Annotated in this window: 13 protein-coding genes; all 13 read right to left on the reverse strand. The window is 65.4% G+C overall.

What is annotated here, in order from left to right:
• Nucleotides 1–81 precede the first annotated feature (81 nt).
• The 13 genes from QX108_RS11375 to QX108_RS11435 all read right to left on the reverse strand — a co-directional run bounded on the left by QX108_RS11375 (nt 82) and on the right by QX108_RS11435 (nt 13,979).
• Nucleotides 82–888, reverse strand: coding sequence for a carbohydrate ABC transporter permease (locus QX108_RS11375; protein ID WP_315721400.1), 807 nt, complete (start codon nt 886–888; stop codon nt 82–84).
• The gene (locus QX108_RS11380; protein WP_315721401.1) at nt 888–1,790 is read right to left on the reverse strand and encodes a sugar ABC transporter permease; all 903 of its coding nucleotides are present in this window, start codon (nt 1,788–1,790) and stop codon (nt 888–890) included. The genes QX108_RS11375 and QX108_RS11380 overlap by 1 nt, the downstream gene beginning before the upstream one ends.
• 3 nt (nt 1,791–1,793) lie before the next feature.
• Nucleotides 1,794–2,873: an ABC transporter ATP-binding protein gene (locus QX108_RS11385; protein WP_315781920.1), complete on the reverse strand. Its 1,080-nt coding sequence runs from the start codon at nt 2,871–2,873 to the stop codon at nt 1,794–1,796.
• Between the two features lie 12 nt (nt 2,874–2,885).
• Nucleotides 2,886–3,968: an ABC transporter ATP-binding protein gene (locus QX108_RS11390; RefSeq protein WP_315721403.1), complete on the reverse strand. Its 1,083-nt coding sequence runs from the start codon at nt 3,966–3,968 to the stop codon at nt 2,886–2,888.
• A complete protein-coding gene (glpD, locus tag QX108_RS11395) occupies nt 3,965–5,518 on the reverse strand; it encodes a glycerol-3-phosphate dehydrogenase (protein ID WP_315721404.1) in 1,554 nt (517 codons plus the stop codon). The genes QX108_RS11390 and glpD overlap by 4 nt, the downstream gene beginning before the upstream one ends.
• Nucleotides 5,519–5,671: 153 nt before the next feature.
• Nucleotides 5,672–6,505: a DeoR/GlpR family DNA-binding transcription regulator gene (locus tag QX108_RS11400; RefSeq protein ID WP_315721405.1), complete on the reverse strand. Its 834-nt coding sequence runs from the start codon at nt 6,503–6,505 to the stop codon at nt 5,672–5,674.
• 154 nt (nt 6,506–6,659) lie between these two features.
• Nucleotides 6,660–6,851, reverse strand: a complete 192-nt coding sequence (locus QX108_RS11405) for a hypothetical protein (RefSeq protein ID WP_006612520.1) — start codon at nt 6,849–6,851, stop codon at nt 6,660–6,662.
• Nucleotides 6,852–7,115: 264 nt separating this feature from the next.
• Entirely contained in the window at nt 7,116–7,502 is a 387-nt protein-coding gene (locus tag QX108_RS11410; RefSeq protein WP_315781923.1) for a hypothetical protein, read from the reverse strand.
• A gap of 218 nt (nt 7,503–7,720) precedes the next feature.
• Nucleotides 7,721–8,071, reverse strand: coding sequence for an acyl-CoA thioesterase (locus QX108_RS11415; protein WP_210261894.1), 351 nt, complete (start codon nt 8,069–8,071; stop codon nt 7,721–7,723).
• A 124-nt stretch (nt 8,072–8,195) separates the two neighbouring features.
• Nucleotides 8,196–8,819 (reverse strand): flavin reductase family protein, encoded by a 624-nt coding sequence (locus QX108_RS11420; protein WP_315781925.1) that lies wholly within the window; start codon nt 8,817–8,819, stop codon nt 8,196–8,198.
• Between the two features lie 40 nt (nt 8,820–8,859).
• Complete coding sequence (locus QX108_RS11425) at nt 8,860–9,468, reverse strand: TetR/AcrR family transcriptional regulator (protein ID WP_315726331.1); 609 nt, start codon at nt 9,466–9,468, stop codon at nt 8,860–8,862.
• Between the two features lie 24 nt (nt 9,469–9,492).
• Nucleotides 9,493–12,633, reverse strand: a complete 3,141-nt coding sequence (locus tag QX108_RS11430; protein WP_315781927.1) for an efflux RND transporter permease subunit — start codon at nt 12,631–12,633, stop codon at nt 9,493–9,495.
• 239 nt (nt 12,634–12,872) lie between these two features.
• Entirely contained in the window at nt 12,873–13,979 is a 1,107-nt protein-coding gene (locus tag QX108_RS11435) for an efflux RND transporter periplasmic adaptor subunit (RefSeq protein ID WP_315781929.1), read from the reverse strand.
• Between the last annotated feature and the right edge of the window lie 67 nt (nt 13,980–14,046).

Here is a 14,046-nt window from a genome sequence, read left to right on the forward strand (position 1 = left end):
TCGCATCTGACGATGCGATGCGACCTTCCCCGCAAGCGGGAGAGGTGCGGCAGCGGCCCTGGAGATACGAGCGCTCGATCATCACACCCGTCCCAGCGCGAAGCCGCGCGCGATGTAGTTGCGGACGAACCAGATGACGAGCGCACCGGGGATGATGGTCAGCACGCCGGCGGCGGCGAGCAGGCCCCAATCCATGCCGGCGGCCGAAACCGTGCGCGTCATCACCGCCGAGATCGGCTTGGCGTCGACCGACGTCAGCGTGCGCGCGAGCAGCAGCTCGACCCAGGAGAACATGAAGCAGAAGAACGCGGCGACGCCGATGCCGCTCGCGATCAAGGGCACCAGGATCTTCACGAAGAAGCGCGGAAAGGAATAGCCGTCGAGGAACGCGGTCTCGTCGATCTCGCGCGGCACCGACGACACGAAGCCCTCGAGGATCCACACCGCCAGCGGGATGTTGAAGATGCAGTGCGCCAACGCCACCGCCCAGGGCGTATCGAACAGGCCGATCGCCGAGTACAGGTTGAAGAAGGGCAGCGCATAGACCGCGGCCGGCGCCATGCGGTTCGACAACAGCCAGAAGAACAGGTGCTTGTCGCCGAGGAAGCGGTAGCGCGAGAACGCATAGGCCGCCGGCAGCGCCACCAGAATCGAGATCACCGTGTTGATGATCACGTATTTCAGCGAGTTGATATAGCCGGAGTACCAGCTCTCGTCGGTAAAGATCCTGACGTAGTTGGCCAGCGTCGGCTGATGCGGCCAGAGCGTCATCGTCGTGACGATCTCGTTGTTGGTCTTGAAGCTCATGTTGACGAGCCAGTAAATCGGCAGCAGCAGGAAGACCAGGAACAGCGAGATGATGATGCGGCGGCCCGGAATGGTGTTCATCACGCGCCCCCCTCCACCGGCCGGCGCTCGGCGCCGGCATTGGTCATGATGGTGTAGAACACCCAGCAGACGATCAGGATGATCAGATTGTAGACCAGCGACAGCGCAGCCGCCTTGCCGAGGTCGAACTGGCCGAGCGCGATCTTGACGAGCTCGATCGAGATGAAGGTGGTGGAATTGCCCGGCCCGCCGCCGGTGACCACGAACGGCTCGGTGTAGATCATGAAGCTGTCCATGAAGCGCAGCAGCACGGCGATCAGCAGTACGCGATGCATCTTCGGCAGCTGGATCGCGGTGAACACCGCCCAGCGCGAGGCGCCGTCGATCTGCGCGGCCTGATAATAGGCATCGGGAATCGACTTCAGGCCCGCATAGCACAGCAGCGCCACCAGGCTGGTCCAATGCCAGACGTCCATGACGATGACGGTCGCCCAGGCATCGAACTCGTTCGAGACGTAATTATAGTCGATGCCGAGGCCGTTCAGGGTGTAGCCGAGCAGCCCGATGTCGGGCCGGCCGAAGATCTGCCAGATCGTGCCGACCACGTTCCACGGAATCAGCAGCGGCAGCGCCAGCACGACGAGGCAGAACGCCACCGTCCAGCCGCCCCGCGGCATCGACAGCGCCACGACGATGCCGAGCGGCACCTCGATGGCGAGGATCGCGGCGGAGAACATCAGGTTGCGGCCGAGCGAGGCGAGGAAGCGGCCGCCGAGATCCGTCGAGGGATCGAGCAGCTCCTTGAACCAGCCGACGCCGTTCCAGAAGAACTGGTTGTTGCCGAAGGTGTCCTGCATCGAATAGTTCACCACCGTCATCAGCGGCAGGATCGCCGAGAACGCAACCAGCAGGAACACCGGCAGCACCAGGAACCAGGCCTTGTTGTTGATGGTCTTGTCCATCACTCAGGCTCCCTCGACCAGACGGCTGTCGGCATAGACGTGGACATTGGCCGGATTGAACTTCAGCCCGACCGCCGACCCCGACGGCGAGAAACCGGCCGGCAGGCGCGCGGCAAACTTGACGTCGCCGACGCGGACGCGTGCGAAGCGGATCCGGCCGAGATCATCGACCCGTTCGATGTTGGCGTCGAGCAGCCCCGGCCCGGGCGCGGCGACGTCGACGAATTCCGGGCGCACGCCGATCTCGATCTTCGCGCCGGCCGGCAGCGCATCGTAGCTGCGCGCCAGCGTCAGCGTGTGGCCGTCGATCCGCGCCTCGCGGCCCTTCACCTCGGCGGCGAGGATGTTCATGCCGGGCGAACCGATGAAATAGCCGACGAAGGTATGCGCGGGCTTGTCGAACAGCTCGGCCGGCGTGCCGCTCTGCACGACACGGCCGTCATGCATGACGACGACGGTGTCGGCGAAGGTCAGCGCCTCCGTCTGATCGTGGGTGACGTAGATCATCGTCAAGTCGAGCTCGCGATGCAGCGCCTTCAGCTTCGAGCGCAGCTGCCATTTCAGCTCGGGATCGATCACCGTCAGCGGCTCATCGAACAGCACCGCGGCGACGTCGGAGCGCACTAGGCCGCGGCCGAGCGAGATCTTCTGCTTGGCATCGGCCGTAAGTCGGGTGGCCTTGCGGTTCAGGTGCGGCGTGAGATCCAGCAGACGCGCGATCTCCGCGACCCGCTTGTCGATCTCGGCCCTGGGCACGCCGCGGTTCTTCAGCGGAAAAGCGAGATTCTCGCCGACCGTCATCGTGTCGTAGATCACCGGGAATTGGAACACCTGCGCGATGTTGCGCTCGCGGGTCGAGCGTTGCGTGATGTCGGTGCCGTCGAACAGGATCTTGCCGTGCGAGGGCGTGAGGATGCCGGAGATCAGGTTGAGCAGCGTGGTCTTGCCGCAGCCGGAGGGGCCGAGCAGCGCATAGGCGCCGCCCTGCCGCCAGGTCATCGTGACCGGCTTCAGCGCGTAGCTCTCGACATCGCTGCCGTTGCCGTAGGAGTGGGCGAGACCTTCGAGGTCAATGCGGGCCATGCGGCATCTCCCTCAAGTCGCCGGCGCCGCGACCAGGCGGTCGCTGGCATCGAACACGAATACGTTGGATGGATCGAGCACGGCATCGAGGATCTCGCCGGGCTCGTATTCATGGACGCCATGGAGCACGGCGACCCAGTTCATGCCGTCGCGCGTCAGATGCACGAAGCTCTCCGAGCCCGTGATCTCGGTGACCGAGACGGTCGCCGGAAAAGCATGGCGGCCGTGGTTGCCCTCTCCCTTGGCCAGCCCGAGCTGATGCGGACGGAAGCCGACGCGGTAGGAGCCATCCGGCAAATTGGCATACAGCCCGACGGCCGGCGCATTGACGCTGTCGGAATAATGCACGCTGTCGCCGCGCTTCTGAATCTCGACCGTGTTCATCGGCGGATCCGAGAACACCTGGCCGACGCGCAGCGTGTCTGGACGGCGATACACCGCCGTGGTGTCGCCCACCTGCAGGGCCTGGCCTTCCCACATGCACACGGTGCGGCCGCCGAGCAGCAGCGCTTCCGACGGCTCGGTGGTGGCGTAGACGAAGATTGCGCCCGACGCCTCGAAGATGCGCGGCAGCTCGGTGCGCAATTCCTCGCGCAGCTTGTAGTCGAGATTGGCGAGGGGTTCGTCGAGCAGCACCAGATCCGCGCCCTTGACCAAAGCGCGCGCAATCGCCGTGCGCTGCTGCTGGCCGCCGGAGAGCTGCAGCGGCGTGCGCTTCAGATAGGGCTCGAGCCGCAGCAGCCGGGCCGCTTCGGCGACGCGCTTCTCGATCTCCTCGCGCGACTTGCCCTGCACCCGCAACGGCGAGGCGATGTTCTCATAGACCGTCAGCGACGGATAGTTGATGAACTGCTGATAGACCATCGCGACCGAGCGCTGCCGCACGTCGGCGCCGGTGACGTCTTTGCCGTCGACCAGCACACGCCCCGTCGTCGGCTTGTCCAAGCCGGCGAGCAGCCGCATGATCGAGGTCTTGCCGGACAGCGTCGGCCCAAGCAGCACGCTCAGCGTGCCGCGCTGCAAGGTCAGCGAGACGTCGCGAATGGTCGTGACGCCGTCGACGATGCGCGAGACGTGATCGAGCGTCACGCTCATGCGCGTCCCCCGGCTTCACGCGGCGTCACGGCCTTCTGCTCCCGGTTGGCAATGATCCACGCGTCCAGCGCGGCAATCTCAGCCGCCGACATCCGCAACCCCAGCTTCGATCGCCGCCACACGATGTCCTCGGCCGTCAACGCCCACTCATTCGTCATCAGGTACCTGACTTCGCGCTCCGTCAAGGTGCCACCAAAATCCTGGCCGAGATCGGCCGAAGATGTCGCACCCGCCAGCATGGTCTTGGCCCGCGTGCCATAGGCATGCGCGATGCGCTTCGCATGTGCATCCGACAGGAACGGGCAGGCCTTGCGGAGATCGGCGATCAGCGGCGCGACGGCCGAAACCTTCATGTCGCCACCGGGCAGCGACGCCTTGCCGGTCCAGCCTTCCTCCGCCTTGGCGCCGTTCAGATAGGGCGCAAGCCGCTCCAGCGCCTCTTCCGACAACCGCCGATAGGTGGTGATCTTGCCGCCATAGATCGACAGCAGCGGCAGGCCGCCGGGCGTGTCGAGCTCGAACACGTAGTCGCGCGTTGCCGCCTTGGCCTCGCTGGCGCCGTCGTCATACAGCGGACGCACGCCCGAATAGCTCCATACCACGTCGGCGGGCGCCACCGGCTTGGCAATGTACTCGCCGACCGCGGCGCAGAGATAGGCGATCTCCTCGTCGGTCGCCTTCACCTTGGCAGGGTCGCCCTGATAGTCGCGATCGGTGGTGCCGATCAGCGTGAAATCCTGCTGATAGGGAATCGCGAAGATGATGCGGCCGTCGGCGTTCTGGAAGATATAGGCGCGGTCGTGGTCGTAGAGCTTGCGCACCACGATATGCGACCCCTGCACCAGCCGCACTTTTGCTTTCGCATTGACGCCGGCGCCGGTCGCCAGAACCTGCTCGACCCAGGGACCGGCGGCATTGACCAGCGCGCGCGCCTTGATCGTCTCGCGCTCGCCTGTCTGGGTGTTCTCGGTGGTGACCAGCCAATGGCTGCCGTCCTGGCGGATCTCGGTCGCACGGGTGCGGGTGCGGATCACGGCCCCCCGATCGGCGGCGTCGCGCGCGGTCAGCACGACCAGGCGGGCATCGTCGACGAAGCAGTCGGAATATTCGAAGCCGGTGGCATAGCGCCCCGGGATCAGCGGCCGGCCGACCTCGTCGCTGCGCAGGTTGACCGATCGCGTCGGCGGCAGCAGCTTGCGGCCGCCAAGATGGTCATAGAGAAACAGGCCGAGGCGCAGCAGCCAGGCTGGGCGCAGGCCGGAATGATGCGGCAGCACGAAGCGCAGCGGGCGAATGATGTGGGGCGCGATCTGCCAGAGGATCTCGCGCTCGATCAGCGCCTCGCGGACCAGGCGGAACTCGTAATACTCGAGATAGCGCAAGCCGCCGTGAACGAGCTTGGTCGACCAGGACGAGGTTCCGCTCGCCAGATCGTTCATTTCGCACAGGAAAACGGAGTTTCCGCGCCCGGCCGCATCGCGTGCGATGCCGCAGCCATTCACGCCGCCTCCGATGATGGCGAGGTCGTAGATTCGCTCCAACAGACGCATCCCCCGGCAATCGCCTTGACCGCAGCGATTTCACTTTCGGTTTCGAGTTAAACACAAACGAAAGTGAAAGCAAATCGAAATTCGCATGTTGGGCCGAGATTGGGCAGAACCTGCCCAATCCGGGATCAAACAGCCTTTGAGGGTGTCGGAAAGTCAGGCGCGGCGAAGCACAGCCGACGAGCTGGTTTCGGTTGGCTCTGCGGTGTCATCCGTCTCGTCCACGGGCATGGCCGAGACGACCTCGATGCCGCGGCTATGGCAAAGGGCAGCGAGCCCATCCGGCAAGGGACGGTCGGTGACGAAAGTCTGGATCTGGCTGAGATGGGCGATACGCACCGGCGCGCTGCGGTGGAGCTTGGTGGAATCGGCGACCAGCATCACGCTACGGGCATTGGCGATGATCGCCTGGGCCACCTGCACCTCGCGATAGTCGAAGTCGAGCAGCGCGCCCTCCTCATCGATCGCGGAGGCGCCGATGATGGCATAGTCGACCTTGAACTGGCCGATCAGCTGCGTCGCCGTCGAGCCGACGACGCCGCCGTCGGAGCGCCGCACGCTGCCGCCGGCAACGATCACTTCGATGCGCGGATGCGGATAGAGCAGCATCGCGACATTGAGATTGTTGGTGATGACCAGCAGGTCCTGATGCGAGGTCAGTGCGCTCGCCACCTCCTCGGTCGTGGTGCCGATATTGATGAACAGCGAGGAGCCGTTCGGGATGCGCGCGGCCGCGATCGCGCCGATCGCCTTCTTCTCGTCGGCAGCGACGAAGCGCCGCGCCTCATAGGCCAGATTCTCGACTCCCGAGGCGATGATCGCGCCGCCGTGAATGCGCGTCAGCGCGCGCTGCTCGCACAGGTCGTTGAGGTCCTTGCGGATCGTCTGGGCCGACACTTCGAACCGGCGCGCAAGATCCTCGACCATGACGCGGCCGGAGGCGCGGGCGATGTTGAGAATGTCGGTCTGACGTTGAGAGAGGACGGCCATGGCAAGCTTTCGAAACGAGCTGCACCATGGTGATGCTGATCGAGTCAAGGGTCAATGCACGAGGCGCCTGAACGCACCGCAGCAATCGCCGGACCGTCAGAGAGGCAGCACCACATCCTGAGGCAGAGGCGATCGCCCTCGTCCCGAGATCCGCTCAGGCCGCTGCGCTCAGCTCGCCCGTGACGATCCGAAGCGCGGCGCGCTCGGCCTCGCGGGCGTTGCGAAACACCTGGCCCTCGAGCGCATTGAAGCGATGCGACGCCGCGAAGAAGCGGAAGCCGCCGCGGTCGCGCACGACGATTCCCGCCGCCTGGGAGCTGACCTCGATGATGTAGGTGTCGGACATTGCGAAATCCCGTCGTTCATTCCGGGGCTTATAACCGAGCGCCGAGAGGAATGTTCCCTGCGGCGCCCGCAGCTTCGGTCCATGCGGAATGTCAACAGGCGATTTTGTCCATGGTGTGTTTGACCGATGCCCGGTTGATGATGAGGTGTTGTCGTTTGCATTGTGCCGCAGCGCAAACGAATTGCAGCGGACGGCACGGACGAAGCGACCCGGCACGCGGATCGTGATCTTGCCATCGGCGGCACCGGCCCGGGCAGCGCCAGATCAGTGCGGATCATCCGGGACCAGAGTGGCCTTGCGATGCGACGCGTCGGCGCCGCTCAAGCGGTCGTGGTGATGGCCGAGCAGTTGATAGATCGTGCGAAGATCCTGCAGCACCTCGACATGATGCTGGCGGAACGCATTGAGCTGAATCTCATACACCCCGATCTTCCGTTCGGCATGGAGAAGGCGCTGCTGCAACTTCTTGAGCACCTCCAAGGTCAGCTTCTCTTCGACATCCGACATGGATTCTCTCCCACCCTGTTCGCGCAAGATGCCCCCGATCGTTTCCCGCGCATCGGCCATTTCTTCCGGCCTGTTTGTTGCCGCCCCAAGCGAGCATTCGATCGCGTGCGAACTCTCTACGGAGACCCGCAATGCGGCGGACACACGGCATCGCCGCCATCGCGCAACCTCAACTTGCAATCATCGTAAACGTGCCCGGCCTCGGTCTGCCTTTCACGGCAGCGAATGCATGCTTGCGGGCTTTCGCGCACGCGATCTCGGTGAACGCGAGCCGCCGGAGCGTGGTTCCCCGATCAAGGTCGCGTCAGGAGCCTCACGCATTGACGGAGGTTATTGACGCCGCAGCGGAGCCATCCGCGTGATCAGGTCGCGATCACGCCGTCGCGCTTGATCGGCTGCGGGCGGCCGTCATCGTCGATCGAGACGTAGGTGAAGTTGCCGTCGGTGACCAGAATCGGCTGCTCCTCCTTCCGGCGCAGCACCCAGGCCTCGAGCCGCACCGTCATCGAGGTGCGGCCGATGCGCACCAGATGCGCATACACCGAGACGAGATCGCCGACATACACGGCCTTGCGGAAGTTCATCGCCTCGATCGCCACCGTAACGGTGCGCGACTTCGCGACCTTGGCTGCGAACACGCCGCCGCCGACATCCATCTGGCTGAGCAGCCAGCCGCCGAAGATGTCGCCATTGGCGTTGGTGTCGGCCGGCATCGCCAGGGTGCGGATGCAGAGATCGCCGCGCGGCTCGGCCGGCGCGGCATGAGCGGCAGATGCTTGGGCGGCAGATTCGGTCACGTCAGTCGGTCTCCAATTCGCGGCGCTCGGCGAGAGGCGCTCAGTCCGGCCGGATCATCTCGAACATGTCTTCGGCCTTGATCTCGAAATAGTCGCCGCGGCGGCCGGCGCGCACGATCGGATGCGCCAGCGCGGTCTGGTAGACGCCGTCCTTGATCAGCGCCTTGTCGATGTGCACGGCGACGACCTCGCCGAGCGTCAGCCAAGCCTGGGCCTTGGTGCCGTCGGCGCCCTGCAGCTGAATGATCTGCGTGACCTTGCACTCGAACGCCACCGGGCTCTCGCCGACACGGGGCACGTCGACGAACTTGCACGGCACCGGCGTGACGCCGGCCAGCGCGAACTCGTCGACATCGCGCGCGACATGCGCGGCGGAGGCGTTCATCTGCTTGGCGAGATCGCGCGTCACCAGGTTCCAGACGAACTCGCCGGTATCCTGGATGTTGGCGACGGAATCCTTCCACTGCGTCGAGGAGAAGCCGATGATCGGCGGCGTATAGTTGAAGGCGTTGAAGAAGCTGTAGGGGGCCAGATTGGCGTTGCCCTTGCCGTCGCGCGAGGAGATCCAGCCGATCGGGCGCGGCGCGACGATGGCGTTGAAGGGATCGTGCTTGAGGCCGTGGCCGTTCTTCGGTTCGTAGAAATGCAGATCCCGTTCGGTCACGCCGTCGTCCCTTCCGTCATTGCTGGCAATGACGGAGAACTTAGCTTGCAGCGCCCTTCGAACCAAGCCCCACCAGGACGAAATCGATCATCTCGTCGATGGTCGGTCCCGGCTTGGTGGCGCATTGCGCGATCATCTGGGGATGGAAGAAGCGCATCATCGCCGTGCAGGCACATTTTGCCGCCAGCGGAAGGTCGGAAATGGCGAACTCGCCCGACGCGGCGCCCTGCCCGATCACGCGGCCGATGATCTCCGTGATCAGCAGCATGTGGCACTCGCAGACCTCCCAGCTCTGCTCCATCGCCACCGCGACCATCTCGTGCAGCTTGTTGTCGCCGACATAGCGCTCGGTGTTCATGCGGTGGATGGTGCCGAGCAGCTCGCGCAGCCGCGGCGCGACCGGGCCGGGGCGCTCGGCGATCGCCATCGCCGCCGCCTCGACCTGCCCCATCAACGTCCGCGCGACGCCCTCATGGATCGCCTTCTTCGAGTCGAAGAACCGGTAGACGTTCGCCGGGCTCATGCGGAGCTCCTTGGCGATGTCGGCGACGGTCGTCTTCTGGTAGCCGATCTGTCGAAACAGGCGCTCCGCCACGACGAGGATGCGTTCGCGGGTATCGGGTTCGATGTGTTCGGAAACCAGCGTCATCATGCCTGCGATCTTGTTGATCCCTTATTCGGCTGCCTCGGCGAGCGGAAGCGCCGGGGCCGGTCCATCAACGTGCTGCGCTGCAGAATGATCCGTCGCACCTGCCCCGCGCTCGTCCAGACTCTTGCGGAACCATAGGGCATACAGGCCCGGCAAGTACAGCAGCGTCAGAAAGGTCGCAACGAACAAACCGCCCATGATGGTGATCGCCATCGGCCCCCAGAACGCCGAGCGCGACAGCGGGATCATCGCCAGGATCGCGGCCAGCGCGGTCAGCACCACTGGGCGGGCGCGGCGCACCGTGGCCTCGATGATCGCCTCGCGCCGGGTCAGGCCGGAGGCGACATCGTGCTCGATCTGATCGACCAGGATCACGGTGTTGCGCATGATCATGCCGGCCAGCGCGATCAGGCCGAGCAGCGCCACGAAGCCGAACGGCGCATTGGCGACGTTCAGTCCCAGCGAGGCGCCGATGATGCCGAGCGGGGCGGTCAGGAACACCAGGAACAGCCGCGAGAAGCTCTGCAGCTGAATCATCAGCAAGGTCAGCATCACGATCGCCATCAGCGGGAACAGCGCGAAGATCGACGCATTGCCCTTGGCCGATTCCTCGATCGCGCCGCCCATCTCGATGCGGTAGGCCGGATCGAGCTTGGCCCTGATGTCGGCGAGCTTCGGCCAGATCTGGTTGGTGACGTCGGGCGCCTGCACGCCGTCTGCGACGTCGGCGCGCACCGTGATCGCCATGTCGCGGTTGCGCCGCCACAGGATCGGCTCCTCGTGCGCATACTCGATCTTGGCGATCTGCTGCAGCGGTACGGCGACGCCGTTGCGCGAGGTGATGGTGAGGTCGCCGACGCCGGCGAGATCGAGCCGCTCGGACGGCACGGCGCGGGCGATCACGCCGACCTTCTCGATGCCGTCGCGGATCGTCGTCACCTGCACGCCGGAGATCAGCATCGCCAGCGACTGCGAGACGTCCTGCGGCGTCAGGCCCAGCGCGCGGGCGCGGTCCTGGTCGACGACGAGCTTGAGGTACGGCGACTGCTCGTTCCAGTCGAGCTGCGGATCCCTGACGTTCGGATTCTGCCGGACGACGTCGCGCACCTCGCGCGCGATCTCGCGCACCTTGGCGGTGTCCGGGCCGATCACGCGGAACTGCACGGGGAAGCCGACCGGCGGGCCGAAATTGAAACGGTCGACGCGGACTCGCGCCTCGTTGAGGTCGCCATTGGCCGCGGCCGTCTCGATCTTCGCCTTGATGCGCTCGCGCGCGGCGACGTCCTTGGCGACGATGACGATCTCGGCGAACGCCTCGTTCGGCAGCTGCGGCGACAGGCCGAGCCAGAACCGCGGCGAACCCTGCCCGACATAGGCGGTGAAGGTCTCGATGTCCTTGTCGTCCTTCAACAGCGCCTCGGCCTTGCGCGCGGCCTTCTCGGTGACGTTGAAGGCGGTGCCCTCCGGCAGACGCAGCTGCAGGAACAGCTCCGGCCGCTCCGACAGTGGGAAGAACTGCTGCTGGACGTGGCCGAAGGCGACGATCGAGGCGGCGAACACGCCGACCGTCGCGGCGACCGTGGTGATGCGATGCGTCACGCACCAGCGCACGACGGCGCGCAGGCCACGATACATCCGCGTGTTGTAGACGGCGTGCTCATCATGGCCGTGATGCGCCTTCATGTCCGGCAGCAGCTTCACGCCGATATAGGGGGTGAAGATGACCGCGACGAACCACGAGGCGACCAGCGCGATGGCGACGATCCAGAAGATGCTGCCGGTGTACTCGCCGACCGCCGAATTGGCGAAGCCGATCGGCAGGAAGCCGGCGGCGGTCACCAGCGTGCCGGTGAGCATCGGGAATGCGGTGGATTCCCAGGCATAGGACGCCGCGCGGACGCGGTCCCAGCCCTGCTCCATCTTCACCACCATCATCTCGACCGCGATGATCGCGTCATCGACCAGCAGGCCGAGCGCAATGATGAGAGCACCGAGCGAAATCCGGTGCAGATCGAGCCCCATGGCGCTCATCGCGATGAACACGATGCCGAGCACCAGCGGCACCGACAGCGCCACCACGATGCCGGTGCGCCAGCCCAGCGCCAGGAACGAGACGAACAGCACGATGACCAGCGCTTCGACGAAGGAGTGCACGAACTCGCCGACCGCGGTCTCGACCACCTTCGGCTGATCGGCGATCTGCTTCAGCTCGATGCCCTGCGGCACCGCCTTCATGAAGTCGGCGGAAGCGGCGTGAACGTCCTTGCCGAGCTCGAGGATGTTGGCGCCCTTGGCGGTGACGACGCCGATGCCGAGCGCAGGCTTGCCCTCCTGATGCACCTTGTAGGTCGGCGGATCGACGAAGCCGTGCGAGATGGTGGCGATATCGCCGAGCCGGAACACGCGGCCATTGCTCTCCACCGGAGTCTCTGCGACCGCCTTGGCGCCGTCGAGCGCGCCGGTGACGCGCAGCGGCACACGCTGCGACGACGTCTCGACCGTACCGGCGGGAGTCACGTTGTTCTGCTTGGCAAGCGAATCGAACAGCGCCTGCGCGGTGAGGCCGAGCGTCGCCAGCTTGGCGTGGCTGAACTCGACATAGATGCGCTCGTCCTGGGTGCCGTAAAGGTTGACCTTGGTGACGCCGTTGACCTTGAGCAGGCGCTGCCGCAGGCCCTCGGCGACCTTCTTGAGCTGCGCGTAGTCGGCGCCGTCGCCGGTCATCATGAACAGGATCGAATCGACGTCGGAGAACTCGTCGTTGACGAATGGTCCGAGCACGCCCGAGGGCAGCGAGCCCTGCACGTCGGCGAGCTTCTTGCGCAGCAGATAGAACAGATATGGCACGTCCTTCGGCGGCGTCGAATCGCGGAAGGTAACCTGCATCGCCGCGAAGGCCGGCTTCGAATAGGTCTGAACCTTCTCGAAGTAAGGCAGCTCCTGCAGCTTCTTCTCGATGGGATCGGCGACCTGGCTCTGCATCTCCGTGGCGGTGGCGCCGGGCCACATCACCGAGACGTTGACGACCTTGACGGTGAAGAACGGGTCCTCGGCGCGCCCCAGCCGCTCGTAGGAGATGAAGCCGAACAGGCCCAGCGCCACGATCAGGAACAGCACCAGCGGCGGATGGCTGACCGCCCAGGCCGACAGATTGAACCGCTTCATGGCACGCTCCCCGATGATCCGAAGTCTTTAGTTCAGGCCGACAGTCTCAGTGACCGTCATTGCGAGCGAAGCGAAGCAATCCAGAGTCGCACGCGTAGCCCTGGATCACTTCGTCGCTGCGCTCCTCGCAATGACGGCCGTGTTTGGTCTCGTCATTCCGGGGCGCTCGCATTAGCGAGCGAACCCGGAATCTCGAGGTTCCGGGTCTGGTCCTTCGGACCATCCCGGAACGACGCGCATCAGAACGTCAGCGCCGAGACCACGCGCACCTTCTGCGCGGGGTCGATCTTCTGCACGCCGAGCGCCACCACCTTCTCGCCCTCGTCGACACCTGACGTGACCAGCACGTCCTTGCTGTCGTAGGCCTTCACCTTGACCGGCTTCAGCGTCACCTCGCCCTTGTCGTTGACGACGTAGAGCGAGGGATCGCGGCCGTCGCTGAACAGCGCCGACAGCGGCAGCCGCGCCACGCGCGTGGTGGCGGGGTCGGACAGCGTGAGCGTCGCAGTCATGCCGAGCGAGACGCTGTCCTTGGCGTCCGGCAGCGAGAATTTTGCGAGATAGGTGCGGGTCGCGGGATCGGCCGCGGGCGCGATCTCGCGCAGCCGCGCCGCGTAGGTCTTGCCGGTCTCCGACCAAAGCGACACCGTCGCGACGCCGTTCTTGGCGCGGTCCAGCAAGGTCTCGGGGATCGCGACCACCGCCTCCTTCTCGGCGAAGCGCGCGACGCGGATCGCGGCCTGGCCGGCGGCGACGACAACGCCGGGCTCGATCATCGAGGCGGTGACGACACCGCGGGCATCTGCGACCAGCGTCGCGTAGGACAGCGAGTTGCGTGTCAGTTCGACCGAACGCTCGGCGCGATTGAGCCGCGCGCGGGCTTCATCCGCGGACGCCTTGGCCTGGTCCATCTGCGCATCCGTGGTCCAGCCCTTGGCGCGCAATTCCTTGGCGCGGGTCTCGGCCGCGGAGGCTTGCGCCAGCACGCCGGTGGCGGCGCGGAATTCGGCCTCGGCCTGCTCGGCCTGCAGCTTCAGGTCGACCTCGTCGAGCGTGGCGAGCGGCTGGCCGACCTCCACCGTCTGGCCGACCTCAACCAGGCGCTTGGCAACCTTGCCGGCGACGCGGAAACCGATGTCGGCCTCGATCCGCGGCCGGATGGTGCCGACGAAACTGCGCTCCGGCGTCTCGGCCTCAAAATGGACGGTTGCGACCAGGACCGGCCGGACAGGCTCGGCTTTCTGGGCGACGGTCTCATTACAGCCGGCCAAGGCAACGGCCGCCGCGGCCAGCACAACGCCGCTCAACAGCCTGGAAAAGCTGGAAAAAACCTGCTGGACGAGCATCGGACACCCCTTCGCTGCTGTTGCGAGAGAGTGTCGAGTGTCGAGTGACGATTGTCAATAATCGTCA

The sequence above is a fragment of the Bradyrhizobium sp. SZCCHNR1002 genome (assembly GCF_032381435.1).
GTDB lineage: Bacteria > Pseudomonadota > Alphaproteobacteria > Rhizobiales > Xanthobacteraceae > Bradyrhizobium > Bradyrhizobium aeschynomenes.

Excerpts from the sequence above, each read along its gene's own strand:
- QX108_RS11415 (WP_210261894.1), bottom strand. The coding sequence starts at position 8,071 with ATGCCGGCCGACACCAACGCCAATGGCGACATCTTCGGCGGCTGGCTG.
- QX108_RS11405 (WP_006612520.1), bottom strand. The coding sequence starts at position 6,851 with ATGTCCGACACCTACATCATCGAGGTCAGCTCCCAGGCGGCGGGAATC.
- QX108_RS11435 (WP_315781929.1), bottom strand. The coding sequence starts at position 13,979 with ATGCTCGTCCAGCAGGTTTTTTCCAGCTTTTCCAGGCTGTTGAGCGGC.
- QX108_RS11390 (WP_315721403.1), bottom strand. The coding sequence starts at position 3,968 with ATGAGCGTGACGCTCGATCACGTCTCGCGCATCGTCGACGGCGTCACG.
- QX108_RS11385 (WP_315781920.1), bottom strand. The coding sequence starts at position 2,873 with ATGGCCCGCATTGACCTCGAAGGTCTCGCCCACTCCTACGGCAACGGC.
- QX108_RS11430 (WP_315781927.1), bottom strand. The coding sequence starts at position 12,633 with ATGAAGCGGTTCAATCTGTCGGCCTGGGCGGTCAGCCATCCGCCGCTG.
- QX108_RS11425 (WP_315726331.1), bottom strand. The coding sequence starts at position 9,468 with ATGACGCTGGTTTCCGAACACATCGAACCCGATACCCGCGAACGCATC.
- glpD (WP_315721404.1), bottom strand. The coding sequence starts at position 5,518 with ATGCGTCTGTTGGAGCGAATCTACGACCTCGCCATCATCGGAGGCGGC.
- QX108_RS11375 (WP_315721400.1), bottom strand. The coding sequence starts at position 888 with ATGAACACCATTCCGGGCCGCCGCATCATCATCTCGCTGTTCCTGGTC.
- QX108_RS11400 (WP_315721405.1), bottom strand. The coding sequence starts at position 6,505 with ATGGCCGTCCTCTCTCAACGTCAGACCGACATTCTCAACATCGCCCGC.
- QX108_RS11380 (WP_315721401.1), bottom strand. The coding sequence starts at position 1,790 with ATGGACAAGACCATCAACAACAAGGCCTGGTTCCTGGTGCTGCCGGTG.